Consider the following 23,245-nt stretch of genomic DNA (forward strand, 5'->3'; position numbering starts at 1 on the left):
TTTTATTTTTCAAGGAGCAGGGTATGAAGCAAATGTGTAGCGTCAGGCAGGCGTTGACGCTGGTAGCGGCGGGGCTGGCCATGGCCGGTCTGCCGACTGCGGCCCGGGCGAGCGATGCCTTTAGCCTAACGATTGCCAACGACGGCACGGTCAGCACCGATGACGGCCACTATACCAGCGGCGTCACGCTGCGCTACGATTTTACACCAGCCCCCGAGCACTGGACCCAGCGGGTTGGACGGGCCTTGCCTGACGAACTGGTGCAGCGCACTCAGCGGGCCGAATATCGGCTGGCGCACCGCATTTACACGCCCAACGATATCGAGACATCCGCGCTGATCGAGCGTGATCGCCCCTATGCCGGGCTGATGCTGGGCGGCGTGTCGCTGTTTGATAGCCAGGCGACAGCGTACGGCCATACCGCCACAGACCTGCATTTGGATGTAGGGGTGGTTGGGCCGTCGTCGCTTGCCGACAGCATTCAGCAGGAAGTGCATCGCCTGGTCGGCAGTGATCGCCCCCAGGGCTGGGAGCATCAGCTCGACGACGAGGCCATTGTGAATCTGGGCCTGCGCCGCCAGTGGTGGCAAAAGGCGCCTTTTGCCGGCAAGCAGCTGGCGTCCGGCCCGCTGGTCACCGCGGCGCTGGGCAATTTGCGCACCCATGCCGGCATCGGCTATAGCGTGCGCTTTGGCGATGCCGCGCGCAGCATTCCCAGCCTGGCGCCCAGCCCGTCTAGCAGCGCCGGCTTTCTCAACGAAAGCGGCGTTAACTGGTATGCGTTTGCCGGGGTGGAAGGCTATTACGTGGCCCACAACCTGCTGCTTGACGGCAACACGTTTTCCAGCAGCCACTCCGTTGACCGGCGCGAATGGGTCGGCGACGTGACAGCCGGATTTGCTGTTGGCTGGGACGCATGGCAGATGCGTTTTGCCGCCGTTCAGCGCAGCCGGGAATTTCACGGGCAGCAAGATCCCGATCGCTTTGCTGCGCTGACGCTGAGGACAGCGCTCTAGCCAAGGCCAGGCGCTGTCGGCGGCAAGATCAGCCGATCTTGTCCTGGGTTTTGTGTTCAAAGTCGCTGGCGCTGTGGCGCTCAAGCAGCTGTTCGTGGGGCTCGCCGAAGGCGCGGTTCACCATGCAGCCGCGCTTGACGGCGTCGCGCTCGGCGATATCCCGGGCCCAGCGCATGACGTGCTGATAGTCATGGGTCTGGAGAAATTCCGCGGCGTCGTAAACGCGGCCCAGGGCCAGCTGGCCAAACCATGCCCAGCTGGCAATATCGGCAATGCTGTAGGCGTCGCCGTTGAGGTAGCGAGTTTCGGCCAGCCGCCGGTTGAGCACGTCCAAAAGGCGCTTGGTTTCCATGGTGTAGCGGTCGATGGGGTATTTCATCGCCTCCGGGGCGTAGGCGTAAAAGTGGCCAAAGCCGCCGCCTACAAAGGGTGCGCTGCCCATCTGCCAGAATAGCCAGCTGAGCGTTTCCGTGCGCGGCGCTACAGCCCGGGGCAGCAGGGCGTCGAACTGCTCGGCCAGATATAAAAGAATCGTGCCGGACTCAAACACCCGCTGGGGCTGGGCCTGGCCGTAATCGAACAGGGCCGGAATCTTGGCGTTGGGGTTGGCCTCGATAAAGCCGCTGCTGAACTGTTCGCCCTCGCCGATATCGATCCGCCAGGCGTCGTACTCGGCGTCGTGGCCCAGGGCCAAGAGCTCTTCGAACATGATGCTGGCCTTGACGCCGTTGGGCGTGGCCAGCGAATACAGTTGAAAGCGGTGTTCGCCCACGGGCAGCGCCTTGTCGTGGGTCGCCCCGGCAGTAGGACGGTTGGTGCCGGCAAACTTGCCGCCGTTATCGGTTTCCCACTGCCAGACACGCGGCAGGGTGTAGGATGTATCGTGCATTATGGTCTCCTTGCAGCGGCTCTGTATCGATCACAACGAGCGGTATCACAGCCTGCAGTATTACAACAGGGGAACCATTACGTCGGGCATCGTGTGATCGCGGTACGAAAGGCATAACATACGCGCGAAAAAGCCGCAAAAACATCGCCAGGCGTTTGCGCCGCCTTGATAAAGCCCGACCTTCGCTGCAGGATGAAAACGCCGGACGCCGTTTTCTCGCAGCGCTGACCTGGGCGCGAGAAGGCGGACGTCAATCGACGACTAACGCTGAGGAGTATCGCTATGGATCGTCACGCAAGCGCACACTGGGAAGGTGGACTGAAAGACGGCAAGGGCACGGTTTCAAGTGAAAGCGGCGTGCTCGACGCGCGCCCGTACAACTTCGGCCAGCGTTTCGCCGATGAAAAGGGCACCAACCCCGAAGAGCTGGTGGGGGCCGCCCACGCCAGCTGTTTCTCCATGGCGCTGTCGTTGGTGCTGGGCGAAGCTGGCTACACGCCGGACGCCGTTGACACCCGAGCCACGGTCACTATCCAGGAAAGCGACGACGGCTTTGAGATTCCGGCGGTTCACCTGGATGTGACGGCCACCGTGCCCGGCGCTGACGATGCGGCCTTCCAGAAGGCGGCTGAAGGCGCCAAAGCGGGCTGCCCGATTTCCAAGCTGTTCAACGCCAACATCACCATGAACGCCACGCTGAATAACGCCTGAGTGTGACGCGGTGCCGGCTGACGAGCCGGCTACACGTAAAGCCCTGATCGCCTCAGGGCTTTTTTGCGCCAGGCGATTGCGGCCCGCAGTACAATCCCCGGGTGCTGCCGTGCTAGTGTTTCACGCATTGGCTCATGCGGTTATGACCCATCTGCGTTCCGGCGACGGCCGTTGAACGCGACTATTCAGGAGAGACTGTGGATCTCGCAACGCTAATAGGACTGCTGGGGGCGGCCGTGCTGGTCAGCGCCTCGGTTATTATGGGCACCTCGCCCGAAGTGTTTCTCAACCCTACAGGGCTTTTGCTGGTGGTGGGCGGCACGCTGTTTGTGGTGCTGGCCAAATTCAGCATTACCCAGTTCAAGTTTGCCTTCAAGGCGGCGGCTCGGGCGTTCAAGTTTCAGCTGCCGAGCACCCAGGAGAGCATCGATGAGCTTATCGAGCTGTCAAAGCTCTCGCGTAAACAGGGGCTTTTGGTGCTGGAAAGCCAAGAGGTCAACTCGCCGTATCTGGCCAAAGGGCTGCAGATGCTGGCGGACGGCTTCAGCGCTGAGATGATAAAGGAGATGATGGCCAAGGAACGCCTTTTGACCCTGGAGCGCAACGAAGCCGGCGGGCGGGTGTTTTCCGCGTTTGCCGAGGTGGCGCCGGCCATGGGCATGATCGGCACGCTGGTAGGGCTGGTGCAGATGCTGGCCAACATGGACGATCCGTCAAAGATCGGCCCGGCCATGGCAGTGGCACTGTTAACCACGCTCTACGGGGCGATGATCGCCAACATGATTGCCAGTCCCATTGCCGACAAGCTGTGGCTGCGCATGAACCAGGAAGCCAAGATGCAGCAGCTGTGGATCGATGCGGTGTTGGCGATCAAGGGCGACAAAAACCCGCACGTGCTCGAGCAGATGCTGGCGCTTTATTTGCCCCCGGAAAGCCGCGCCCGTGACGAGGACGCCGAAGCCGCTGCCAACCCCACCGGAGGGCGGGGCTAGCCATGAGCAAAAAGCCGTCGATGGACATTCCGCAGTGGATGATTACCTATGCGGACCTGATGTCGCTGCTGCTGTGCTTTTTCGTGCTGCTGCTGTCGTTTTCCGAAATTGACGCGGAGAAATTCCGTCGCATTGCCGGCGAGCTGTCCCAGGCCTTCGGCGTGCAGCGTGACATTGAAGCCATGCAGATTCCCAAGGGTACCAGTGCCGCGCTGGACAAGTTTTCCCCGGCGGTGCCTGATCGCACCTTGCTGGATGAAATTCGCCAGCGCACCATGGAGGAGCGGCCGCAGCTTGAAGCCATGCGTCAGATGCTGGAAACCCATCACCGGGAACAAACGCAAGAGCTGGCGCAGCAGATCAAATCGCTGCTGGAGGCCTCGGGCAACAGCGATGTCACCCAGGTTGAGGTAGACGGCTTTCGGGTCGTGATCCGCATCGAAGAGAGGGGAACGTTCATGTCGGGCTCAGACCGAGTGACCGGCTCGTTTGCCACGCTGCTGGAAGACATGGCCGAAGTGTTTGCCGGGCTGCCGGGCAATATCGCGATTGGCGGGCATACTGACGACGTGCCCATCAATACCGAGCGCTTTCACAGCAACTGGGATCTTTCTGCCCTGCGCGCCGCCTCGGTGGCCAATATCTTGCAGAAAAACCGGGCGCTGTCGCGACAGCGCCTGGTCGTTCAGGGGTTTGCCTCCACGCGCCCGCGTGCGTCCAACGACACGGCCGCCGGCCGGGCGAAAAATCGGCGGGTAGAGATTACCATTGACCTCACCGAGGCAACCGAGGAGCGCGGTACCCAAGGGATTAACACGCTTGGTGAAGCGTCTTCCGCCCCGGCCGAATCGTAGCGGCAAAGCCGAAGCAATAACGTTGAATCAGGGCGTACGCTGCTGTCTGTGAAGCGAGACAACACCGCTCGCCGGCTTTATATATCCGCCAGCTGCCAGACATCAAAGGCCGGCTCTTCGTACGGGTGGGCAAGCCTGAGTGCCGCGACGGCGGCGTGGATAGCGTCGTCGGCGCACACCAGCTCTATTTTGAGCTCCTCGACGTGGGTTAGCGCATCAACGCGGCCGATGTGCGGCTCGGCGCCGGCCAGCGGGCGAAACTGCCCGGTGCCCCGGGTTTGAAAGCAGCACGCCTCGTAGTGGCCCAAACGCCCCGCGCCGGTTTCAAACACCGCTTCCTTGACGCTTTCTGCCGCGTCGACGGGCACATAAAACGCCAGCTTGTACATATCGCCTCCCGGCATGGTTGAGCAATGACGACTATCTTGCCAAAAAAGCGGGGAGAAAAGCGACGCCTGTCACGCCCGGCCGCGGATAAAAATACCGCGGGCCACTTGCGATTTCGGCGTCGAGCACAAGGAGAGCACCATGGAAAGCGGACTGCGCGCCCTGCTGGAAGAGCAGGGACTTGCCGCCGATGAAGCATCCATTCGCCTGATCAGCGCCGCGGACAGCAACGCCGTGTACCGGCTGACGACCGCGGAAGGCGACGTTATCGCCAAGCGCGATGCGCCCGAGCGGCTGGAAGGTGAAGCCGAGGGCCTGGCTGCGCTGGCCCGGGCGCAAAGCGGGCTGGTGGTGCCCGAGGTGCTGGGCTGCGGACACGGCTGGCTGTTGACCGAGGCGCTGGAAACCGCCGCCAGCGGTGACGCTGCTGCGCTGGGCACGGGCCTGCGGCGTCTGCATCAGACGCCTCGGCAGCAGCACGGCTGGCATCGCGACAACGCCTGCGGGCAAACGCCTCAGCCCAACGCTTCGCTGCCGGACGGCCGCGCTTTTCAGCGTGACCGGCGCCTGCTGCCGTTGGTGGACGCATGCACCCGGCAGGGCCTGCTGGACCAGGCAACAGCGGATCGCCTGCGCCGCCAGGCAAACGCGCTGGAAGACTGGCTGGCACCGGCGGCTCCCCGGCTGATACACGGTGACCTGTGGGCGGGCAACGTGCTGTATACGCCTTGTGGCCCTGGCGTGATTGACCCGGCGGTATACGCCCACTACCCGGAAGTGGATATTGCCATGCTGACGCTGTTCGGTGCGCCCGGCCCGGCCTTTTTCGAAGCGTACTGGCAAGGCAGTGCGCCGGACGACTGGCCGCGGCGGGAAGCGCTGTTTCAGCTTTATCCGCTGCTCAATCACCTGCTGCTGTTCGGTGCCGGGTATCTCGGCGGCGTACGCCGTGCGCTTTCCCGTCTGGAGTGCGCCGGCTAGCGGCGGGGCCGGGTATCGCTGCGTAAAAGCGCTGTGCTTGCCATGCTAACATGCGATAATGTATGTAAATTCCGGCTCAAAGCCGATCTGTAACCATCATGTAACGAGGAAGACGCCATGCTGCGACAGCCCCTCTCTTCTGTTCTGGTTTCGGTGCGTCGCGCGCTGTTGCCTTCGTTAGTGGCGGCGGCCTGGGCAACGCCTGCCCTGTCGGCGGATCTGCTGACCATTGCCCAGGACGCGCTGGACAATAACGCAGCGTTAGGGGCCGCCCAGGCCACCACCCGGAGTACCCGAGCCGCTCGGGACGCCGAGCAGGGCAATCTGCTGCCGCAGCTCAGCGCCCAGGGCAACGCTGCCCATAGCGAGCAGTTCGAGCGTCAAGAGCAGAGCCGGCGCCGGCCCGGAACGGCCGGCACCGGGGCCGCCGTAGACGACAGCATCAACAGCGTAAGCCTTAGCCTGGAAGCCACCCAGGCGCTGTTTGATGCCATCAACAGCCGCGAGGTGGAAAGAGCCGAGCGTCAAGTCAATCAGCAGCTTTACCAGCTGGCCGCCACCGAGCAGGAAGTGCTGATTAACGTGGCCTCGGCCTATTTTGAGATCCTGCGCGCCTACGAAATCCTGGAAGCCCGCCGCGCCCAGGAGCGCGCCATCGGCCGCCAGCTGGAGCAGGCCCAGGAGCAGTTTGACGTTGGCCTGATCGCCATTACCGAAGTTGAAGAGGCCCAGGCCCGCTTTGACCAGTCCCGGGCCGAGCGTATCGCCGCGCAAAGCGATCTGCAGGTGCGTTTTGAAGCCCTGGAGCGTTTGACCGGCAAGCGCTACGCAAGCATTGAAGCGCTGCAGGACGACGTGCCCATTCAGGCGCCGACTCCGGCCGACCGCCAGCACTGGGTTGAGCTGGCCGTGGAAAAAAATCCCCGAGTACTGGCCAGCCAGGCCGGCGTTGAAGTCAGCCAAAGCGACGTAGCCATTGCCCGTGCCAACCGCTTGCCGACGGTCAACGCTTTTGCCAACTATAACTACGACGATAACGACGCCGACGGCGTGGAAGGGCACAGCGCCGAAGGCCGGGTCGGTGTGCAGTTTAGCCTGCCGCTTTACACCGGCGGCACCACCACGGCCAGAATCCGCCAGAACACCTACCGGCTGGAATCCACGCAGTATGACTTTGAAGACCAGCGCCGCGAAGCCGTCCAGCAGGTGCGTTCGCGCTATACCCAGGTGAGCAATAACGTCTCCACGGTAGAGGCGCGCCGCCAGGCCATTGTGTCCAACCAAAGTGCGCTGGACGCTACGCGGGCCGGCTATGAAGTGGGCACGCGCAACATTGTGGACGTGCTCAACGCCGAGCAGAATCTGTATAACGCCATGGCGGACTACGCCAGCGCCCGCTATGACTACGTGATCAACCTGCTGACCCTGCGCCAGCGCTCCGGCGTGCTCGACGTCGATGCGCTGAACGAGGTGAACGGCTGGCTGGGCAAAGACAGCGTCAGCTTCACGCTGCCCGAAGAGAACGCGGATAGCGTCACCCGCATCGGCAAGCGGCCTACGCGCACGCCCTGAGCGATCCACGTGCCACCGGGCAACCCCGGCGGCACGTGTATTTACATTCAACCATGTATGGTTGTAGGCTTCGCCCATTCTGTCAGGGCGTTAACGGATACAAGGACATCATGAAAACATCGTTGAGTAGCGTGGGCCGTACGGCACTCGCCGTGGCGGCCAGCGTATTGCTGGCCGCCTGCGGTAGTGAAGAGCCGTCGGAAAATGGCCAGCAGCAGGGCAGCCAGCAGCAACCCCGGCCGGTGGAAGTCACAACGCTTGAGCGTCAAGACATCGCGCTGGATAAATCCTATCCGTCGCTTCTGCGCAGTGACGATGCCGTTACGCTGGTGGCCCGGGTCAGCGGCACGCTGGAAGACAAGCTCTTTGAGCCCGGCGAAATGGTAGAAAAAGGCGCAACGCTGTACCAGATCGAGCCGGACCGCTATCAGGCAGCGGTCAACCAGCGCGAGGCAGACCTGCAAAGCGCCCGGGCCACGCTTGCACGCGCCCAGCGCGACGCCGAGCGCTTTGAACGCCTGCTCAGCCAGAATTCGGTAAGCCGCCAGCAGTACGATCAGGCCCTGGCCGACCGGCGCGTTGCCCAGGCAAGCGTAGCCCAGGCGTCCGCGGCGCTGGAAAGCGCGCAGATCGATTTGGACTACGCAGACGTTCAGGCACCGGTATCCGGCATGATCAGCCTGAGCCGGATCAACGTTGGCAACCTGGTCAACCCGGGTACTGAACTTGCCACCATCACCCCGCTTGATCCGCTGGAGGTGCGCTTTCAGCTGCCCCAGCGCGACGCCTTTGAGCTGCGCCGCCAGCTACAAGACGGCATGGTGATTGAAGATATCGGTGCGCGCCTTGAACTGCCCGGCAGCGCCAGTGCGCTGACCGGCAAGCTGGACTTTCTCGGCGCTACCGTCGACGAGGCCACCAGCACCGTGCAGGCCAACGCCAACTTTGCCAACCCTGACGCCCGGGTGCTGCCCGGCCAGTACGTGCGCGTATACCTGGAAGGGCTAAAGCGCTTTGACGTACTGGCGGTGCCGGAAATTGCCCTGACCCAGGGCCTGATGGGCCCGCAGGTCTTCGTGCTCGACGACGATAACGCCGCTCGGGCGCGCACCGTTGAGCTGGGCGAGCTGGCCGGCCCCTGGCAGGTGTTAAACGGCGGCGTGGAGGCCGGTGATCGCGTGATCGTCGGCGATCCGGCCGGCATCACGCCGGGTACGCCGATCAAGCCCCAGCCGTTTGACGGCGATGCAGCGGCGCTGATGCAAGCGTCAAAAGCGCAGCAGCAGGCCCAGGGCCAGCAGGCACAGGGTAACGGTGCCAGCACCGATGGCACATCGTCAGAGGCCGCGTCGGGTGGCGAGGACGCGTCGTAATGAATTTTTCCAACTTTTTCATCAAGCGGCCGATTTTTGCCACGGTCATCGCCATTATTCTCACCGTTGTCGGCATAATGAGCATGCGGGTGCTGCCGATCGAGCAGTACCCAAGCATTGTGCCGCCCACGGTATCGGTCAGCGCGCAGTTTCCCGGCGCCGACGCCGAAACGGTAGCGCAAACCGTCGCCGCGCCGCTGGCCGAGTCGATCAACGGCGTCGAGGACATGCTCTACATGACCTCGACCAGTGCGGACAACGGCTCAATGAGCCTGTCGATCGCCTTTGACATCGGCACCGACGGTGATATCAACACCATCAACGTCAACAACCGCGTGCAGGGGGCGCTGTCGCAGCTGCCTGAAGCGGTGCAGGATCAGGGCGTTACCGTAGAGCTGCGCTCAAGCTCGATTCTGATGCTGGTCTCGCTGATTTCCCCCCAGGGCGACTACGACCGGGTCTATCTGCAAAACTACGCAACGCTGAATATCCTCGACGAGCTTCGCCAGGTGCCCGGCGTGGGCGAGGCCGAAGTGCTGGGCGGCGGCGAGTTCGCCATGCGCGTATGGATGAACCCCAACAAGCTGGCGCAGTATGATCTGACGCCGGCGGAAGTCGCCTCGGCCATTCGCGCCCAGAATACCGAGGTGCCGGCGGGCAGCCTGGCGGCCACGCCGCAGAGCGAGCCGCGGGCGTTCACCTACACCATTACCGCCGGCGGGCGACTGAACAATGTAGATGATTTTCGCAACATCGCCCTGCGCACCAACCCTGACGGCTCATCGCTGACCCTTGACGATGTGGCGCGTATTGAGCTGGGAGCGTCGTTTTACGGCGTCGAGGCGCGCCTTAACGGCGGCACGATGGCGCCGATTATCATCAACCAGCAGCCCGGTGCCAACGCCCTGGAAACCTCAGGGGCGGTCAAAAGCACCATGGAGGAGCTCAAAAAGCGCTTCCCCGAAGGGCTTGACTACGTGGTGCCCTACGATACAACGCTGTTTATCGATGCCTCGGTGGAAACCGTGGTGCACACCTTTATCGAAGCCTTCCTCATCGTTGGCGTGATTCTGTTTATTTTCCTGCAGAACTGGCGCTTTACGGTGATCGCCATGTCGGTGGTGCCGGTTTCGGTGCTTGCGACCTTTGCCGGTTTTTATATTTTCGGCTTTTCCATCAACCTGCTGACGCTGTTTGCGCTGGTGCTCTCGATCGGCATCGTGGTGGACGACGCCATACTCGTGGTGGAAAACGTCGAGCGGGTGCTTGGCGAGGAGGACCTGACCGTGCGTCAGGCCACCGTGCGCGCGATGCAGGAAGTCGGCGGGCCCATCATTGCCACTTCGCTGATCATGGCGGCGGTGTTTGTGCCGGTGGCTTTCCTTGGCGGCTTTACCGGGCAGATCTATCAGCAGTTCGCGTTGACCGTGGCCATTTCGGTGATGTTCTCGGCGCTGATGGCGCTGACGTTTACCCCGGCGCTGTCGGCGATTTTCATCAAGCGCAAATCAGACGGTGAAGAGTCCAAGCTAAATCGCGCGCTGCACACGCCGCTGCGGCTTTTTGATCGGCTCTTTGCCGGCATTACCGCGGTGTACATGGCAGTGGTCAAGGTACTGGTGCGCTTTTGGGGGCTGGCGCTGCTGCTGACGGTGCTCGTCGGCGGTGCTACCTGGTGGCTGTATGAAAGCACGCCCGCCTCGCTGGTGCCGGAGACCGACCAGGGCATCGTGCTGGCCAGCGTCTCGCTGCCGGATTCGGCGTCGCTGGCGCGCACCCGGGACTATATGTCACGGCTTTCCGAGCGTATCGAGGCGATTCCCGGCGTGGAATATTCCTCGGCGGTAGCCGGCTACGACATGCTCTCAAGCGCGGTCAACACCGCACGCGGCATCATGTTTATCAACATGGTGGACTGGGCCGAGCGTGACCTGACGGCAGAGCAGCTGGTCGGCAAAATCATGCAGCTGGGCGCCGAGGTAGAAGGCGGCACGGCCAGGGCGTTTAACGTGCCGCCGATTATCGGGCTGTCGACGACCGGGGGCTTTACCGGCTATCTCCAATCGTTTGGCGGTGCGTCGTCCAAGGAGCTTTATGAAGCTTCAATGAAGGTGATGCAGGCGGCCAACCAGCATCCGGGGCTAAGCCAGGTCTTTACTACCTTTAGCGTTAACGTGCCGGGCTATCGCGCCGAGATCGACCAGCAAAAAGCGCTGAGCTACGGGGTATCGCTGCCGGCGCTGCACTCCACGCTGTCGAATACGTTCGGCAATGGGTTTGTCAACTATTTCAGCTACCAGAACCGTAACTTCCAGGTGTATCTGCAAAACGAAGACGAGTTTCGCAAGACACCGGACGATATCAACAACGTCTACGTGCGCGGCGGCAACGGTGAGCGTATTCCGCTGGCCGAGTTTGTAACGCTGAAGCGTCAGGTCAAACCGTCAGTGGTGTCACGCTTTGGCGTGTACCTGGGCGCGCAGTTCCAGGGCCAGCCGGCAGAGGGCTACAGCTCCACGCAGGCCATCGACACCATGGAACAGATCGTTCAGGAAACGCTGGGCGACGGCTGGGGCATGGGCTGGACCGGTACGGCCTATCAGGAATCGACCCAGGGCAGCGCGGCGGCTCTTGCCATCGTCTTTGGCATGCTCATGGTGTTTTTGATCCTGGCGGCCCAGTACGAGAGCTGGTCGCTGCCGCTGGCGGTGCTGACCGCGACGCCCTTTGCCCTGTTTGGCGGCATCGGCGGCATTGCCCTGCGCGGGCTGGACAGCAGCGTGTACGTGGAAATCGGCATGCTGGTGGTGGTTGGCCTGGCGGCGAAAAACGCGATCTTGATCGTGGAATTCGCCGAGCTGCAGCGCAAGGAGCTGGGCAAATCCATTCGCGAAGCCGCGATCATCGCCGCTGAGCTGCGTTTTCGCCCCATCGTCATGACGTCCTTCGCGTTTATTCTGGGTACGCTGCCGCTGGCGCTGGCGACCGGGGCAAGTGATACCAGCAGCCACCATATCGGCACTACGGTGTCGGTGGGCATGGCAACGGTTGCCATTGTGTCAAGCTGCTTTGTACCGACCTTTTACGCCATGATTGCCAGAGTGGCCGACTGGATGCACCGCAAACGCGGCGCCCAGTCGCACGACCACGCGGAACAAAACGGCAATGCGTCAGCGTAACGGCTGAAGGGCTACCCGGCGTAAACGGACCGGGTGTTGCAGCAAGAAAGAGCACCGGCTATATGGCCGGTGCTTTTTATGGTATGAGTGGAATAAAGCAGGCTAAGGTGTATCGCCGATTCGCGGCCTATGCTGACGGGGCCTGTCGCGGCAGGGACAGCCGAGTGCTGAGAAAGCGGCCAGGCGATGGGGATCCGCCAAGCGATGGAAAGAGGGGGTAAGGAATGGAAGGGGGTAGCGCACTGTTTATCAGCTTTCCGATGGTGCTGTTCACCTTGCTGGTGGTGGTATTGGGGCTTTATTGGCTGCTCGTCGCTGTGCGGTTGGCACCGCTTGAGCTGTTTGAGCGCGACAGCCTGGGATACGAACATACTGCCAGCACGCTGGTATCGCTGGGATTTGGCGGGGTGCCGGCCACTTTTGCGCTTAGCGTGCTGATTCTGCTGGCCGGACTGGTGACGCTGGCCGTGGAATTTTTGCTGCTTAGCCGGCTGTCGCTGGGACTTTTTCGCATACCCGTGGGCATCGCCGTGCTGTGGGGCGCCTTTGCGCTGGTATCACCGCTGGCCGCGCGCCTGTGCCACAGGGTTCATCGCTGGTTCCACGGTCAGCGTCGTACGCTGCTGGGAGAGGTTGTAAAAGTCATCGATGAGCCGGATGCCGATGGCTGGGCCGGCGCCGTTTTGCTCAGTGACCCGGGCTGTGAGGTGCGCCTGCACGGCAAGCCGCAAAGTGATGCGGCCGCAAATGCAGGCGAGCATCGCGTGCTGGTGAAGTTTCTCCCCGGGGAAAACGCCTATCGCAGCGTGTCCCAAAGTGCCTACTGCAGCGCGCGGGTTCATGCCAAGCGCCTGCTGCTTAGGCGCAAGGCGCGCTAGCACGCTGTGTGCTAGCCGGTGGCCGGCGGGGCAGGGGCGTGCTGCATGAGCGCAAGCTGTGTTTCGACCAGGCGCGCGCCTTCACGATAGATGGAGTAGCGTTCGTGGTTGCGCAGCCAGTCGTGAAACAGCCCGGCCAGCATGGCCTGCATCAGCTGGGCGGCAATGTCCGCAGCCAGGCACGGCCGCAGCTGGTTGAGCGTCTCGGCCATATGAAAGTACTTGCTCAGCGCACCGCAGGTTTCTGCGGCCATCTCGTTTTGCATGGTGAGCGGGTCAATATCGCCAAAGGTCTCGCAGTGGTGCAGCAAAATGGCGTGTACGCGCCGGTAGCGGGGCTGTTCCAGATGGATAAAGCCGCTCAGGCAGGCCAGCCGCACCGCTTCCAGCGGCTGCTGGTCGACGGTTGTATCATCGAGCTTGTCTACGAGTTCTTCAAACGGCAGCCGCACGCGCTGGAGCATGGCATGGAACAGGTCGGCCTTGTTCTTGAAGTGCCAGTATACGGCCCCCCGGGTCATGCCTGCGTGACGGGCAATCTGGTCAAGCGAAGTGCGGGCAACGCCGTGCGCCATGAACATGTCTTCGGCCGCATCCAGCAGCGCTTCCCGCGTGGCGGCCGCTTCGGCTTTGGTTTTTCGGGCCATGAGTAAGCAACCTGAGCAATAAAGACAGCCGCCGTAGTTTACCCGATTGCCGGCTGTTTTACATTCAAAAGTGTATGGATGGCGCCAACCATGACAAGCCCCTCTTCGCCGGCGCGTGCGCCTTTTCATCTGGGTCAGGAAAGCGTCGCACCCGGCACGCGCCGGCAAATCGACGTGCCGGTGGCACGGCTTTATACCCATACGCCGCTGCATATTCCGGTGGAGGTGGTACACGGGCGCAGAAGCGGCCCGGTGCTGCTGGTGTGCGGGGGGATTCACGGCGATGAAATCAACGGCGTGGAAATCGTCCGCCGGCTGCTGCACGTGAAATCCATTGCCGCTTTGCGCGGTACGCTGATTGCCGTGCCGGTGGTCAACGTTTTCGGCTTTTTACAGCAAACGCGCTACCTGCCCGACCGGCGCGACCTTAACCGCTGCTTTCCCGGCAGCGAAGCGGGCTCGCTCGGCGGGCGTATTGCTGCGCTGTTTCGCCAGCAGATCGTCGATCACGCCACCCACATCATTGATTTGCACACCGGGGCGCTGCATCGCACCAATTTTCCGCAGATCCGTGCGCGGCTGACGCCGGGCAGTGACACCGAACGCATGGCCGATGCCTTTGGCGCGCCGGTGGTGCTCAATGCTGAGCTGCGCGACGGTAGCCTGCGCCACTACGCCCAGCACCGACATATCCCGGTGTTGACCTATGAAGCCGGGGAGGCGCTGCGCTTTGACGAGTGGGCCATTGGCCCGGGGGTTAGCGGTGTTCTGCGCGTTATGCGCCGGCTGGGCATGCTGACCGGAGAACATCGCCGTCGTCGCCCTGCACCGGCCGAAATCGCCAACGGTTCGGGCTGGGCTCGTGCGCCCATTGACGGCATTCTGCGCCCGCGCGTGCGTCTTGGCGCGCGCGTGGCCCGAGGTGATCTGCTGGGCCGGGTGGCGGATCCCTTCGGCAATGACGAAGGGGAGGTGAGAGCGGTTGCCGACGGTATTGTGATCGGCACAAGCCGCTTGCCGCTGGTCAACGAAGGCGAGGCGCTGTTTCACATTGCCCGCTTTGATGCCATTGAGGAGGCGGAAACCGCCATAGAAACGTTTCAGTCGACGTTTACACCGCCGCCGGCGTTTTAACTCGCTTTGTTTTGATCTGCCCCAGCGCGTCGTCGTAAACGCTCAGGCCGGCGCCTTCGCGGTGGGCGTTTTCCGACAAATGCCGGCGGAACTGGCGCCCGCCGGGGCAGCCCTGAAAAAGTCCCAGCGTATGGCGTGTGACGTGGTTGAGCTTTGCGCCTTCGTCCAGCCGCCTGGCGATATAGGAGCGAAACGCCCGCGCCGCGTCCATGCGAGTGGTCGCCGGGTTGGCGGCCCCGTACAGCCGCCGATCCACGTCGGCCAGAAGCCAGGGATTCTGGTAGGCTTCGCGGCCGACCATGACGCTATCGACGCGCTCCAGCTCGCCGGCGCAGGCGTCGAGGGTTTTCAGCCCGCCGTTGAGGCCGATATGCAGCGTCGGATGGCGCAGCTTAAGGCGGTGCACTCGGGCGTAGTTGAGCGGCGGCACGTCGCGGTTTTGCTTGGGCGAGAGCCCCGCAAGCCAGGCCTTGCGCGCATGAACCGTGAATATTTCGCCGCCGGCATCGGCTACGGTGGTGATAAACCGCTCCAGGTCTTCCTCCTCGTCCTGGTCGTCAACGCCGATGCGACATTTCACCGTTACCGGAATGGACACCGCTGCTTGCATGGCTTTTACCGCGGCGGCCACTTTTTCGGGGTAGGCCATCAGGCAGGCGCCGATCAGGTTGTTTTGCACCCGGTCGCTTGGGCAGCCGACGTTTAAATTGACCTCGTCGTAGCCCCAGGCCTCGGCAATCGCCGCGCACTCGGCAAGCTCGCCGGCGTCGCTTCCGCCCAGCTGCAGCGCCAGCGGGTGCTCCACAGCGTCGTAGCCCAGAAAGCGCTCCCGGGGCGCGCCGTACAAAATCGCCCCGGTGGTGACCATCTCGGTGTACAAAAGCGCGCGGCGGGTCAGCGTACGCGCCAGGGCGCGGTAGTCCCGGGTCGTCCAGTCCATCATCGGCGCCACAGAAAAGCGGCGGGCGGCATTGGCGGGGTACTCGGTGGTCATGGGCATGAGCATGTATCTAGGCGTGCGCGAAAGGGCGTCAAAAAGGGGCGGGCGGCTATTCTACGCAATAAAGCGTCAACGGCACAAAGCCATAGTGCTCCTGGGCCGGCGCTGTCGTTTTTAGGCGAGGTCTTTTTCCGGGTAACCCACGCTTAATTTGGGGTGGCTAGCATGACCGGCCTTGTATTCTGGTTATATCGCCGTTGAGAGGGGGATAAATGTTATCGCTGACGCTGGGGCCGCTGGCCGTTTCCGTGGGGCAGGCACTGATTGTGCTGGCCTTTCTGGTGGCGCTGATCGCCGGGAAAGTTTCCGCCGGGCGACGGGACGTTGCCATCAGCGATACGATTATCAATCTGGCGCTGGTGGGCGTGGTGGCCGCGCGGCTGGTGTTTGTCGGGCGTTATTTCGACAGCTATGGGCTTGATCCGCTGGCGTGGGTTGACGTTCGTGACGGCGGGTTTGATCCTGTGGCCGGGGTGTTGGCCATAGGGATTTGGGGCATGTATCTGGGCTGGCGGCGTCGCGCGCTGCGCCGGCCGCTGTTCATGGCCGCGTTTGCCGGGCTGCTTGCCTGGGGGCTGACCGGCGGCGCCATGCGTCTGATGGAAAACCAGGCCAGCCGGCCGCCCAAAGCGCGGCTGGAAGCGCTGGACGGCACTTCAATTCGTTTGCCTGAACTGCAGCGCCAATCCGGAGGCAAGCCGATGGTGGTGAATCTCTGGGCCACCTGGTGCCCGCCGTGTCGCAAGGAAATGCCGATGCTGGAACGTGCCCAGCAGCAGCGTACGGATGTGCTGTTCGTGTTTGCCAACCAGGGCGAGGCGGCGCCTACGGTGCGCGATTTTCTCGACCATCAGGCGCTGGCGCTGGATAATGTCCTGCTGGATCGCAGCGGCGCCGTCGGCGAAATAGCCGGCTCGGCCGCACTGCCGACCACGCTGTTCTATAGTGCCGACGGTGCGCTGGTAGACAGCCACTTGGGCCAGCTGTCCCGGGCGACGCTGCGCCGTGCGCTGCGTCGCGCCGCGGCGGACGGGCAAAGCCGGTGATCTGCGGGCGCGCGCGGGGTGTGCAGCACTGATACACTGATGCCATGAAACGTTCTGAACAGCATCTGGCGGCGCTGACCTGCAGCGCTGGCAGGTTTTACAACCACGGCAAGACGATATTGATCATGCGTTCTCATTGTTTTTTCAGCGCCGCTTGGCGTTTCCGCGTGCTTGCGCTGGGCGCGGTACTTTTTACCGTGTCCGCGGCGGCCATGGCCAAGGCGCAGCCTGAAGAGGCGCTGCCGAAAGGCCATTATGCCCTGCCGGAAAACGGCAATATGGTGGGCGAGGCGTATCGCGTCACGGTAAAAAAAGACGAGACGCTGCTCGATATCGCCGCTGAGCACCAAGTGGGCTACGAAGAAATTCGCCGGGCAAATCCGGATACCAGCCTTTGGGTGCCCAAGCCGGGTAGCCAGGTGACGATCCCCGCGCGCTATATACTGCCTCCTGTCCGCCGGGAAGGGCTGGTCATCAATCTGGCGGAGCTGCGGCTGTACTATTTTCCTGACGCCGCTCAGAGCGAGACACCGATTGTCGAGACCTATCCCATCGGCATCGGCCGCGAGGGCTACACCACGCCGCTGGGCGTCACCAAAACAACCATGAAGCTGAAAGATCCGGCCTGGTATCCTCCTGATTCCATCCGCCAGGAGGCGGCCGAAAAAGGCGATTCGCTGCCCTCGGTGGTGCCACCGGGACCGGATAATCCGCTGGGCACGCGGGCGATCCTGCTGGATTTGCCCGGCTACTTGATCCACGGCACCAACCGCCCGGACGGCGTGGGCATGCGTGTGAGCCACGGCTGTATTCGCCTGCGCCCCGAGACGGTGCAGTCGCTCTTTACGCGCGTGGGGGTAGGCGAGCGGGTCAATATCATTGATATGCCGGTCAAGATTGGCCGCGACGGCAAGCGTCTTTATGTGCAGTCTTATCCGCTGGAGGAGCAAAAGGCAGGCATGGACGCGTTCATCGGTGCGCTGGAAAAAACCCCCGGCACAGAGCAGGCCGTGTTGGACTATACGCGCCTGGCGGCAACGCTTGACGCCGGCAGCTGGCAGCCTACGCCCTTGGCACCGCTGCCCGAGGCGGTGATCGAGCCCCGAAAGCAGCCGCGTCACTGGTTTGATGCGTTTCGCAGCTGGCGGCAGTCAGTTGAAACGTCATATAAGACACCTGAACAGCGCGGGGACGCGTAAACGGAGGCAGCCATGCTCATGCGGCGTATACGCATCTGGCCTTTACGGATGCTGACCACGGTACTGTTGCTGACCGCGGTACTGTCGGCCTGTGGTGGCAGCGAGGACGCAGCGCCCGATACTTCGCCCACGGCCGACGAGTCGGTGGTACAGGCAGAGCCTGCGCCGCCGCCGCAGGACGTGCAGCCGCTGACGGCTACGCTGCGCGCGGAGGTGACCATGCGCCCGGATCGTCGGCTGATGGTGGCCGGGCATACAAACCTGCCCGACGAGGCACAGCTGGTGGTGGTTATTGAGCGAGAGGCCAGCGGGGCTCGCTGGCAGGAACGCGCGCAGGTTCGCAGCAGGCAGTTTCAGGCCGGTCCGCTGGGGTTTGGCAGCGGCGTACCGGACGGTAGCTACAGCGTGCGAGTGCAGCTGTCAGAGGCCAGCGTGCAGCCGCTGACGGTGCGTCGTCGCATCGGCGATGACGGCGAGTGGCTGGAAGGCGAGCTGGTGCGCGATGCGCCCCACGGGCTGGGGCGTATCATTACCTATACGCGAGACTTCTCGATTGGGAGCATGCCCAAGCGTAGCCAGCGTGAAATCGGTGTGCGCTATTCCCAAGAGTAGGCGCGCTGCCAGTGTGCCAGCAGCACCGCACAGAGCGGCGTGTGCGTTGGCGGCGGCTGGCGGTAATGCGCCAGGTCAACGCGGTCATCCCGGCGCACCAGATAGTGGCCGGCATGCCGAAAGGCGGCGGCCGGGCCGAACAGCGCCAAATCTTTCTGAGCCAGCGGCGCGAAACAAGTATCGGCAGCCGGGGTTGCCATAAAAGCCGGCCCGCTCCAGGGTACATCCAACGGTATGCCGTCTGTATGCGTGGGGGTTACCCAGTGCTGCTCCCAGGGCAGCGGGCCGGTATGGGTCAGCACTGCGAGCGACGCGCCGTTTTTCCCTTCAAGCAGCATCGACAGCGGGCAGCTCAGAGCCTCGGCCAGGGCCACCAGGCGTGCGTGACCGATTTGTCGAATGGCCCCGGACTCCCAGTAGGAAACTGTCACGTCGGAGACACCCACGCGACGGGCAAGAGCGGCCTTGCTGAGCCTGGCCGTAAGCCTTAATTGCTTGATGCGAGCGCCTAGAGGTTCCATACGTCGTCCTGTTGATGAGCCTGACGGTCGTGTGTAGCAACGACATGGTAGGCGATTGTGCCCTAACGCGCATCCTGATAAAGCCCATACCCGCTGACGAGGCGTTATCCTTTTATGCTCGGCTGCGAACTGCGCCACTGTTGGTTGCGGCCGCGGTGCGTATAATGGCGCCACGTTTTTGTCTACGACGCTCACCCCTTTGTGACACTAAGGATTTCACCATGACCGTACGTACCCGTATTGCGCCGTCGCCCACGGGCGACCCCCACGTTGGCACCGCCTATGTGGCGCTGTTTAACCTGTGTTTTGCGCGCCAGCACGGCGGTGAGTTCATCTTGCGCATCGAAGATACCGACCGTGTGCGTTCAACCGCGGAGTCCGAGCAGATGATTCTCGATTCGCTGCGCTGGCTGGGTATCGAGTGGGACGAAGGCCCTGATGTCGGCGGGGCGTACGGTCCTTATCGGCAGAGCGAGCGCGGCGATATCTACGCCGAATATACCCAGCAGCTGCTGGATGCCGGGCACGCTTTCAAGTGCTATCGCACCGCGGAGGAGCTCAATGAGCTGCGCGAGGCGCGCAAGGCCGCCGGCATGCACCTGGCGCTTAAGCCCGATGATCTGGCGCTTGATGCTGACGAGCAGCAGCGCCGCGCCGACGAGGGCTGGCCCTTTGTGGTACGTATGCAGGTGCCCAAGGAGGGCGTATGCGTGGTTGACGATATGCTGCGCGGGCGTATCGAGGTGGACTGGGCACAGGTCGACGCTCAGATTCTGCTGAAATCCGACGGCATGCCCACCTATCATCTGGCCAACGTGGTTGATGATCATTTGATGGCTATTACCCACGTGCTGCGCGGCGAAGAGTGGATCAATTCAGCGCCCAAGCACCAGCTACTGTACGAATATCTGGGCTGGGATATGCCGGTGCTGTGCCACATGCCGCTTTTGCGCAACCCGGACAAGTCCAAGCTCTCCAAGCGCAAAAACCCAACGTCGATCAACTATTACCGTCGCATGGGCTTTTTGCCTCAGGCGGTCACCAACTATCTGGGCCGCATGGGCTGGTCGATGCCTGACGAACGGGAAAAGTTTACGCTGGCAGAAATGATCGAAGTCTTCGACATTTACCGGGTGTCGCTTGGCGGGCCGGTGTTTGATCGGGAGAAGCTGACCTGGCTTAACGGCGTATATATTCGCGAGGATCTGGACGACGACGCCTTTTTGCAGGCGCTGCGCGACTGGGCGTTCAACGAGGCCTACGTCAAGCAGATTTTGCCCCAGGTGCGTCCGCGCGTAGAGACGCTGTCTCAGGTAGCGCCCTTGGCCGGGCATTTCTTCTCCGGCCTGCCGGCGATCACTGAAGCTGCGTTCGACGGCGTCAAGCTTGAGCGCGAGACGCTGGTCAAGCTGCTGCAGTTTCTGGTGTGGCGTTTGGAAACACTGCCCGCCTGGCACAAGGAAGCGCTGCTTGAAGAGGTGAAATATCTGGCCGGCCATTTCGACCTCAAAATGAAAGAATTTCTGGCACCGGTGTTTATTGCGATCACAGGCTCTAGTGCGAGCACTTCGGTTATGGACGCCATGGCGATTCTGGGCTCCGACATGACCCGCGCGCGGCTGCGTCACGCCATCAGTGTGCTGGGCGGCGTGTCGAAAAAGCAGGCCAAGCGTCTGGAAAAGGCGTACCGCGACCTTGGCTGACAGAGCATCAGGCCGGGCCTTTTATGGAGGTCTCTTTATAGAGGCATAGAGCAGCAGGCGCCGCAAAAATAGCGGCGCTTTTTTGTTGACGTGGCCAAAAAGCATACGTATTATACGCTTCGTCTTCGAGACATGTGGGGCCTTAGCTCAGCTGGGAGAGCGCGACACTGGCAGTGTCGAGGTCAGCGGTTCGATCCCGCTAGGCTCCACCATTTTCTTCCCCGAAGCACCTTGCTTCCTGCCATATTCGGCACGACTGCGTCCCATTCGTCTAGTGGTCCAGGACACCGCCCTTTCACGGCGGTAACAGGGGTTCGAACCCCCTATGGGACGCCACTTCTGTCTTGACTGCCGCTGCTTTGCTTTCCTTTATTTTTTCCGCCTGGGCTTCCGGCCGGCTTTTGCGTACCTGACGGTATGGACCTGACGACGCCCTATGGCAGCTTTCCCATGGCGCCGTGCCGGCGGGGCGGTATGCTGGTGCTTGCCTGATTCGTGATACCTTGTCGCGCATCAAAAACAAGGATTTTTGCGGCGTTTTCCCCTTGACTTGTCCACTTCGTCTGTTCCGCTCTCGGCTGCTGTGCACAACTGCCTGTTATTGCCCGAAGAAAAAGATTGCTATCTTTATTTTGTTATAAAACAACGACTTGCTGCAGGTTAAAAAGTGATCAATTTGAGGCAGAGCCGCTCTTAATGCCGACTGCGGGACGTTTTCTAACGGTTGTAAACAGGGTTATCCACAGTTAGTGTGGAAAACCCTGTTCAGCGCCGTCGTGAGGAAAAGTCAAGGCCTATTCGGGCGTTTTCAGATGTTTTGGCAAGACCGATATGCCAAGGCGCTGGCCATAAAAAAGGCCACCCGAAGGTGGCCTGATACGCAACCGGCAGCGGCAGTGGATGCCGCGCGGGAACCGCCGCGATTTAGTTTTGCGGATAGTCGCGCTGGTCGTTGCCGATGTAGAGCTGGCGTGGCCGGCTGATCTTGTAGCTGTCGCTGAGCATTTCGTGCCAGTGGGAAATCCAGCCGATCGTACGCGATACCGCAAAGATCACGGTGAACATGTTGGTCGGGATGCCCATGGCCTTGAGCACAATGCCTGAGTAAAAATCGACGTTGGGGTAGAGCTTGCGCTCGATAAAGTATTCGTCTTCCAGCGCGATCTGCTCCAGCCGCTTGGCGATCTTGAGCTGGGGATCGTTGGCGTGGCCAAGCTCGGCGAGCACTTCGTCGGCGGTTTCCTTCATGACGCGAGCGCGGGGATCGAAGTTGCGGTAAACGCGGTGGCCAAAGCCCATGAGCTTGAACGGGTCGTTTTTGTCCTTGGCCTTGTCGATGAAGCGCTGGATGTTTTCTTCAGAGTCGTCGCCGATCTCATCAAGCATTTTCAGCACGGCTTCATTGGCGCCGCCGTGAGCCGGGCCCCAGAGTGCAGCGATGCCGGCACTGATGCAGGCAAAGGGGTTGGCGCCGGTCGAGCCGGCCATGCGCACGGTGGACGTCGAGGCGTTCTGCTCGTGGTCAGCGTGCAGCATGAAGATGCGGTCCATCGCCTTGGCGTATACCGGATTGACCCGGTAGGTCTCGCTGGGCGTGGCAAACATCATGTAAAGGAAGTTTTCGGCGTAGCTCAGCTCGTTGCACGGCGTATTGAACGGCTGGCCGATGTTATACTTGTACGCCATGGCAGCGATGGTTGGCATCTTGGCAATCAGGCGTACGGCGCTGATGACGCGGTCTTCTTCCTCGGCGATGTTCATGTGGTCGTGATAGAAAGCGGCCAGTCCGCCGGTCACGCTGCACAGAATCGACATGGGATGCGCATCGCGGCGGAATCCCTTGAAGAAGTTGTTGATCTGATCGTGAACCATGGTGTGGTTACGGATGCGTGCCTGAAAGGCAGCGTACTGCTCGTCGTCGGGCAGGTTGCCAAACAGCAGGGTGTAGCACAGCTCGACGAAGTTGGAATGCTTCGCCAGCTGGTCTATCGGGTAGCCACGGTGAAGCAGCACGCCCTGTCCACCGTCGATGTAGGTGATGGCCGACTTGCAGGAAGACGTTGCCATGAAGCCTGGATCATAGGTAAATAGCCCGTTGGCGCCCAGGCTGCGAACGTCGATGACGTCGGGCCCCAGCGCGCCGGAGTAAACCGGTAGCTCAATCGCCTGATCCATACCGTCTACGGTCAGTGTTGCTTTCCTGTCAGCCATGCAGGCCTCCTTTCGAATTCGGGTGGGACGTACGGTGTTGCTGTTGCTTGCCGCGCCGGCGAAAAGGCCGCTCCACTATAAAAGGGCCCCAAGGATTGTCAATTAGCGATCAGGCCAAACAGTACGTGAAAAAAGTAGAATGGCTATACGCAAGCTGTAATATCGAACAGTTTTTGTCTATGATTGGGCCTGTGCCGTTAGCGCATCGCCTGCCCATGTAACGCGTGGTGCAAGCAGATCACGCAGCACGGTGTAGCAGCGACGACCGCGTGGCAAATTTCTTGCACGATGGTCGAGTAACGCCGGGTTTGGTTTGTCAGTCAGGTGTCGGATTTATATA

The 23,245-nt window shown here is 61.8% G+C and carries 20 protein-coding genes and 2 tRNA genes; 16 read left to right on the forward strand and 6 right to left on the reverse strand.

The window, feature by feature from the left end:
* Nucleotides 1–23 precede the first annotated feature (23 nt).
* Nucleotides 24–1,016 (forward strand): lipid A deacylase LpxR family protein, encoded by a 993-nt coding sequence (locus ABD654_RS04520; protein WP_344702685.1) that lies wholly within the window; start codon nucleotides 24–26, stop codon nucleotides 1,014–1,016.
* Between the two features lie 28 nt (nucleotides 1,017–1,044).
* Here the strand turns inward: ABD654_RS04520 and yghU are convergent, their stop codons facing one another.
* Nucleotides 1,045–1,905 (reverse strand): glutathione-dependent disulfide-bond oxidoreductase, encoded by an 861-nt coding sequence (gene yghU / locus ABD654_RS04525; protein ID WP_344702688.1) that lies wholly within the window; start codon nucleotides 1,903–1,905, stop codon nucleotides 1,045–1,047.
* Nucleotides 1,906–2,187: 282 nt separating this feature from the next.
* Here yghU and ABD654_RS04530 point away from each other — a divergent pair, with 282 nt between their 5' ends.
* From ABD654_RS04530 to ABD654_RS04540, 3 genes are all read left to right on the forward strand, one after another.
* Nucleotides 2,188–2,616, forward strand: a complete 429-nt coding sequence (locus ABD654_RS04530) for an OsmC family protein (RefSeq protein ID WP_344702690.1) — start codon at nucleotides 2,188–2,190, stop codon at nucleotides 2,614–2,616.
* A gap of 197 nt (nucleotides 2,617–2,813) precedes the next feature.
* On the forward strand, nucleotides 2,814–3,608 hold the full coding sequence (locus tag ABD654_RS04535) for a MotA/TolQ/ExbB proton channel family protein (RefSeq protein ID WP_344702694.1): 795 nt from the start codon (nucleotides 2,814–2,816) through the stop codon (nucleotides 3,606–3,608).
* Between the two features lie 2 nt (nucleotides 3,609–3,610).
* Entirely contained in the window at nucleotides 3,611–4,462 is an 852-nt protein-coding gene (locus ABD654_RS04540; protein ID WP_344702696.1) for a flagellar motor protein MotB, read from the forward strand.
* A gap of 77 nt (nucleotides 4,463–4,539) precedes the next feature.
* On the opposite strand, the gene ABD654_RS04545 is transcribed toward ABD654_RS04540, so the two are convergent.
* Entirely contained in the window at nucleotides 4,540–4,851 is a 312-nt protein-coding gene (locus ABD654_RS04545; RefSeq protein ID WP_344702698.1) for a YqfO family protein, read from the reverse strand.
* Nucleotides 4,852–4,990: 139 nt separating this feature from the next.
* Between ABD654_RS04545 and ABD654_RS04550 the strand changes: the two genes are divergently transcribed.
* From ABD654_RS04550 to ABD654_RS04570, 5 genes are all read left to right on the forward strand, one after another.
* The gene (locus tag ABD654_RS04550) at nucleotides 4,991–5,830 is read left to right on the forward strand and encodes a fructosamine kinase family protein (RefSeq protein WP_344702700.1); all 840 of its coding nucleotides are present in this window, start codon (nucleotides 4,991–4,993) and stop codon (nucleotides 5,828–5,830) included.
* A 117-nt stretch (nucleotides 5,831–5,947) separates the two neighbouring features.
* Nucleotides 5,948–7,402 (forward strand): TolC family outer membrane protein, encoded by a 1,455-nt coding sequence (locus ABD654_RS04555; protein WP_344702702.1) that lies wholly within the window; start codon nucleotides 5,948–5,950, stop codon nucleotides 7,400–7,402.
* 110 nt (nucleotides 7,403–7,512) lie between these two features.
* Entirely contained in the window at nucleotides 7,513–8,775 is a 1,263-nt protein-coding gene (locus ABD654_RS04560; protein WP_344702703.1) for an efflux RND transporter periplasmic adaptor subunit, read from the forward strand.
* On the forward strand, nucleotides 8,775–11,954 hold the full coding sequence (locus ABD654_RS04565; RefSeq protein ID WP_344702705.1) for an efflux RND transporter permease subunit: 3,180 nt from the start codon (nucleotides 8,775–8,777) through the stop codon (nucleotides 11,952–11,954). Before ABD654_RS04560 ends, ABD654_RS04565 begins: the two co-directional genes overlap by 1 nt.
* Nucleotides 11,955–12,178: 224 nt before the next feature.
* Nucleotides 12,179–12,832 (forward strand): hypothetical protein, encoded by a 654-nt coding sequence (locus tag ABD654_RS04570; protein ID WP_344702707.1) that lies wholly within the window; start codon nucleotides 12,179–12,181, stop codon nucleotides 12,830–12,832.
* Between the two features lie 11 nt (nucleotides 12,833–12,843).
* Here ABD654_RS04570 and ABD654_RS04575 read toward each other — a convergent pair whose 3' ends face one another.
* Nucleotides 12,844–13,479, reverse strand: coding sequence for a TetR family transcriptional regulator (locus ABD654_RS04575; protein ID WP_344702709.1), 636 nt, complete (start codon nucleotides 13,477–13,479; stop codon nucleotides 12,844–12,846).
* Nucleotides 13,480–13,569: 90 nt separating this feature from the next.
* Here ABD654_RS04575 and ABD654_RS04580 point away from each other — a divergent pair, with 90 nt between their 5' ends.
* Complete coding sequence (locus ABD654_RS04580) at nucleotides 13,570–14,613, forward strand: succinylglutamate desuccinylase/aspartoacylase family protein (protein WP_344702712.1); 1,044 nt, start codon at nucleotides 13,570–13,572, stop codon at nucleotides 14,611–14,613.
* On the opposite strand, the gene dusA is transcribed toward ABD654_RS04580, so the two are convergent.
* On the reverse strand, nucleotides 14,591–15,607 hold the full coding sequence (dusA, locus tag ABD654_RS04585) for a tRNA dihydrouridine(20/20a) synthase DusA (protein ID WP_344702716.1): 1,017 nt from the start codon (nucleotides 15,605–15,607) through the stop codon (nucleotides 14,591–14,593). The genes ABD654_RS04580 and dusA overlap by 23 nt on opposite strands.
* A gap of 218 nt (nucleotides 15,608–15,825) precedes the next feature.
* Between dusA and ABD654_RS04590 the strand changes: the two genes are divergently transcribed.
* From ABD654_RS04590 to ABD654_RS04600, 3 genes are read left to right on the forward strand one after another with little or no spacing between them, the layout of a single operon-like run.
* Nucleotides 15,826–16,659, forward strand: a complete 834-nt coding sequence (locus ABD654_RS04590; protein WP_344702718.1) for a redoxin family protein — start codon at nucleotides 15,826–15,828, stop codon at nucleotides 16,657–16,659.
* Nucleotides 16,660–16,703: 44 nt separating this feature from the next.
* Nucleotides 16,704–17,858 (forward strand): L,D-transpeptidase family protein, encoded by a 1,155-nt coding sequence (locus ABD654_RS04595; RefSeq protein ID WP_425552720.1) that lies wholly within the window; start codon nucleotides 16,704–16,706, stop codon nucleotides 17,856–17,858.
* 12 nt (nucleotides 17,859–17,870) lie between these two features.
* On the forward strand, nucleotides 17,871–18,470 hold the full coding sequence (locus ABD654_RS04600; protein ID WP_344702720.1) for a hypothetical protein: 600 nt from the start codon (nucleotides 17,871–17,873) through the stop codon (nucleotides 18,468–18,470).
* Here ABD654_RS04600 and ABD654_RS04605 read toward each other — a convergent pair.
* A complete protein-coding gene (locus tag ABD654_RS04605; RefSeq protein WP_344702722.1) occupies nucleotides 18,455–18,991 on the reverse strand; it encodes a helix-turn-helix domain-containing protein in 537 nt (178 codons plus the stop codon). The two genes, ABD654_RS04600 and ABD654_RS04605, sit on opposite strands and share 16 nt — an antisense overlap.
* Nucleotides 18,992–19,212: 221 nt before the next feature.
* On the opposite strand from ABD654_RS04605, the gene gltX reads away from it, so the two are divergent.
* From gltX to ABD654_RS04620, 3 genes are all read left to right on the forward strand, one after another.
* Nucleotides 19,213–20,694 (forward strand): glutamate--tRNA ligase, encoded by a 1,482-nt coding sequence (gene gltX / locus ABD654_RS04610; protein WP_344702724.1) that lies wholly within the window; start codon nucleotides 19,213–19,215, stop codon nucleotides 20,692–20,694.
* 136 nt (nucleotides 20,695–20,830) lie between these two features.
* Nucleotides 20,831–20,906: transfer RNA gene (locus ABD654_RS04615), tRNA-Ala, on the forward strand.
* A gap of 48 nt (nucleotides 20,907–20,954) precedes the next feature.
* Nucleotides 20,955–21,030 (forward strand) — tRNA-Glu (locus ABD654_RS04620).
* Nucleotides 21,031–21,618: 588 nt separating this feature from the next.
* On the opposite strand, the gene gltA is transcribed toward ABD654_RS04620, so the two are convergent.
* On the reverse strand, nucleotides 21,619–22,905 hold the full coding sequence (gene gltA / locus ABD654_RS04625; protein ID WP_344702726.1) for a citrate synthase: 1,287 nt from the start codon (nucleotides 22,903–22,905) through the stop codon (nucleotides 21,619–21,621).
* Nucleotides 22,906–23,245: the final 340 nt, after the last annotated feature.

The sequence above is a fragment of the Halomonas cibimaris genome, from assembly GCF_039537045.1.
GTDB classification, from domain to species: Bacteria; Pseudomonadota; Gammaproteobacteria; order Pseudomonadales; family Halomonadaceae; genus Vreelandella; species Vreelandella cibimaris.

Bases quoted from the DNA above. Each gene is read 5' to 3' on its own strand.
- ABD654_RS04520 (WP_344702685.1), top strand. From the start codon at position 24: ATGAAGCAAATGTGTAGCGTCAGGCAGGCGTTGACGCTGGTAGCGGCG.
- yghU (WP_344702688.1), bottom strand. From the start codon at position 1,905: ATGCACGATACATCCTACACCCTGCCGCGTGTCTGGCAGTGGGAAACC.
- ABD654_RS04530 (WP_344702690.1), top strand. From the start codon at position 2,188: ATGGATCGTCACGCAAGCGCACACTGGGAAGGTGGACTGAAAGACGGC.
- ABD654_RS04540 (WP_344702696.1), top strand. From the start codon at position 3,611: ATGAGCAAAAAGCCGTCGATGGACATTCCGCAGTGGATGATTACCTAT.
- ABD654_RS04545 (WP_344702698.1), bottom strand. From the start codon at position 4,851: ATGTACAAGCTGGCGTTTTATGTGCCCGTCGACGCGGCAGAAAGCGTC.
- ABD654_RS04550 (WP_344702700.1), top strand. From the start codon at position 4,991: ATGGAAAGCGGACTGCGCGCCCTGCTGGAAGAGCAGGGACTTGCCGCC.
- ABD654_RS04555 (WP_344702702.1), top strand. From the start codon at position 5,948: ATGCTGCGACAGCCCCTCTCTTCTGTTCTGGTTTCGGTGCGTCGCGCG.
- ABD654_RS04560 (WP_344702703.1), top strand. From the start codon at position 7,513: ATGAAAACATCGTTGAGTAGCGTGGGCCGTACGGCACTCGCCGTGGCG.
- ABD654_RS04565 (WP_344702705.1), top strand. From the start codon at position 8,775: ATGAATTTTTCCAACTTTTTCATCAAGCGGCCGATTTTTGCCACGGTC.
- ABD654_RS04570 (WP_344702707.1), top strand. From the start codon at position 12,179: ATGGAAGGGGGTAGCGCACTGTTTATCAGCTTTCCGATGGTGCTGTTC.
- ABD654_RS04575 (WP_344702709.1), bottom strand. From the start codon at position 13,479: ATGGCCCGAAAAACCAAAGCCGAAGCGGCCGCCACGCGGGAAGCGCTG.
- ABD654_RS04580 (WP_344702712.1), top strand. From the start codon at position 13,570: ATGACAAGCCCCTCTTCGCCGGCGCGTGCGCCTTTTCATCTGGGTCAG.
- dusA (WP_344702716.1), bottom strand. From the start codon at position 15,607: ATGACCACCGAGTACCCCGCCAATGCCGCCCGCCGCTTTTCTGTGGCG.
- ABD654_RS04590 (WP_344702718.1), top strand. From the start codon at position 15,826: ATGTTATCGCTGACGCTGGGGCCGCTGGCCGTTTCCGTGGGGCAGGCA.
- ABD654_RS04595 (WP_425552720.1), top strand. From the start codon at position 16,704: ATGAAACGTTCTGAACAGCATCTGGCGGCGCTGACCTGCAGCGCTGGC.
- ABD654_RS04600 (WP_344702720.1), top strand. From the start codon at position 17,871: ATGCTCATGCGGCGTATACGCATCTGGCCTTTACGGATGCTGACCACG.
- ABD654_RS04605 (WP_344702722.1), bottom strand. From the start codon at position 18,991: ATGGAACCTCTAGGCGCTCGCATCAAGCAATTAAGGCTTACGGCCAGG.
- gltX (WP_344702724.1), top strand. From the start codon at position 19,213: ATGACCGTACGTACCCGTATTGCGCCGTCGCCCACGGGCGACCCCCAC.
- gltA (WP_344702726.1), bottom strand. From the start codon at position 22,905: ATGGCTGACAGGAAAGCAACACTGACCGTAGACGGTATGGATCAGGCG.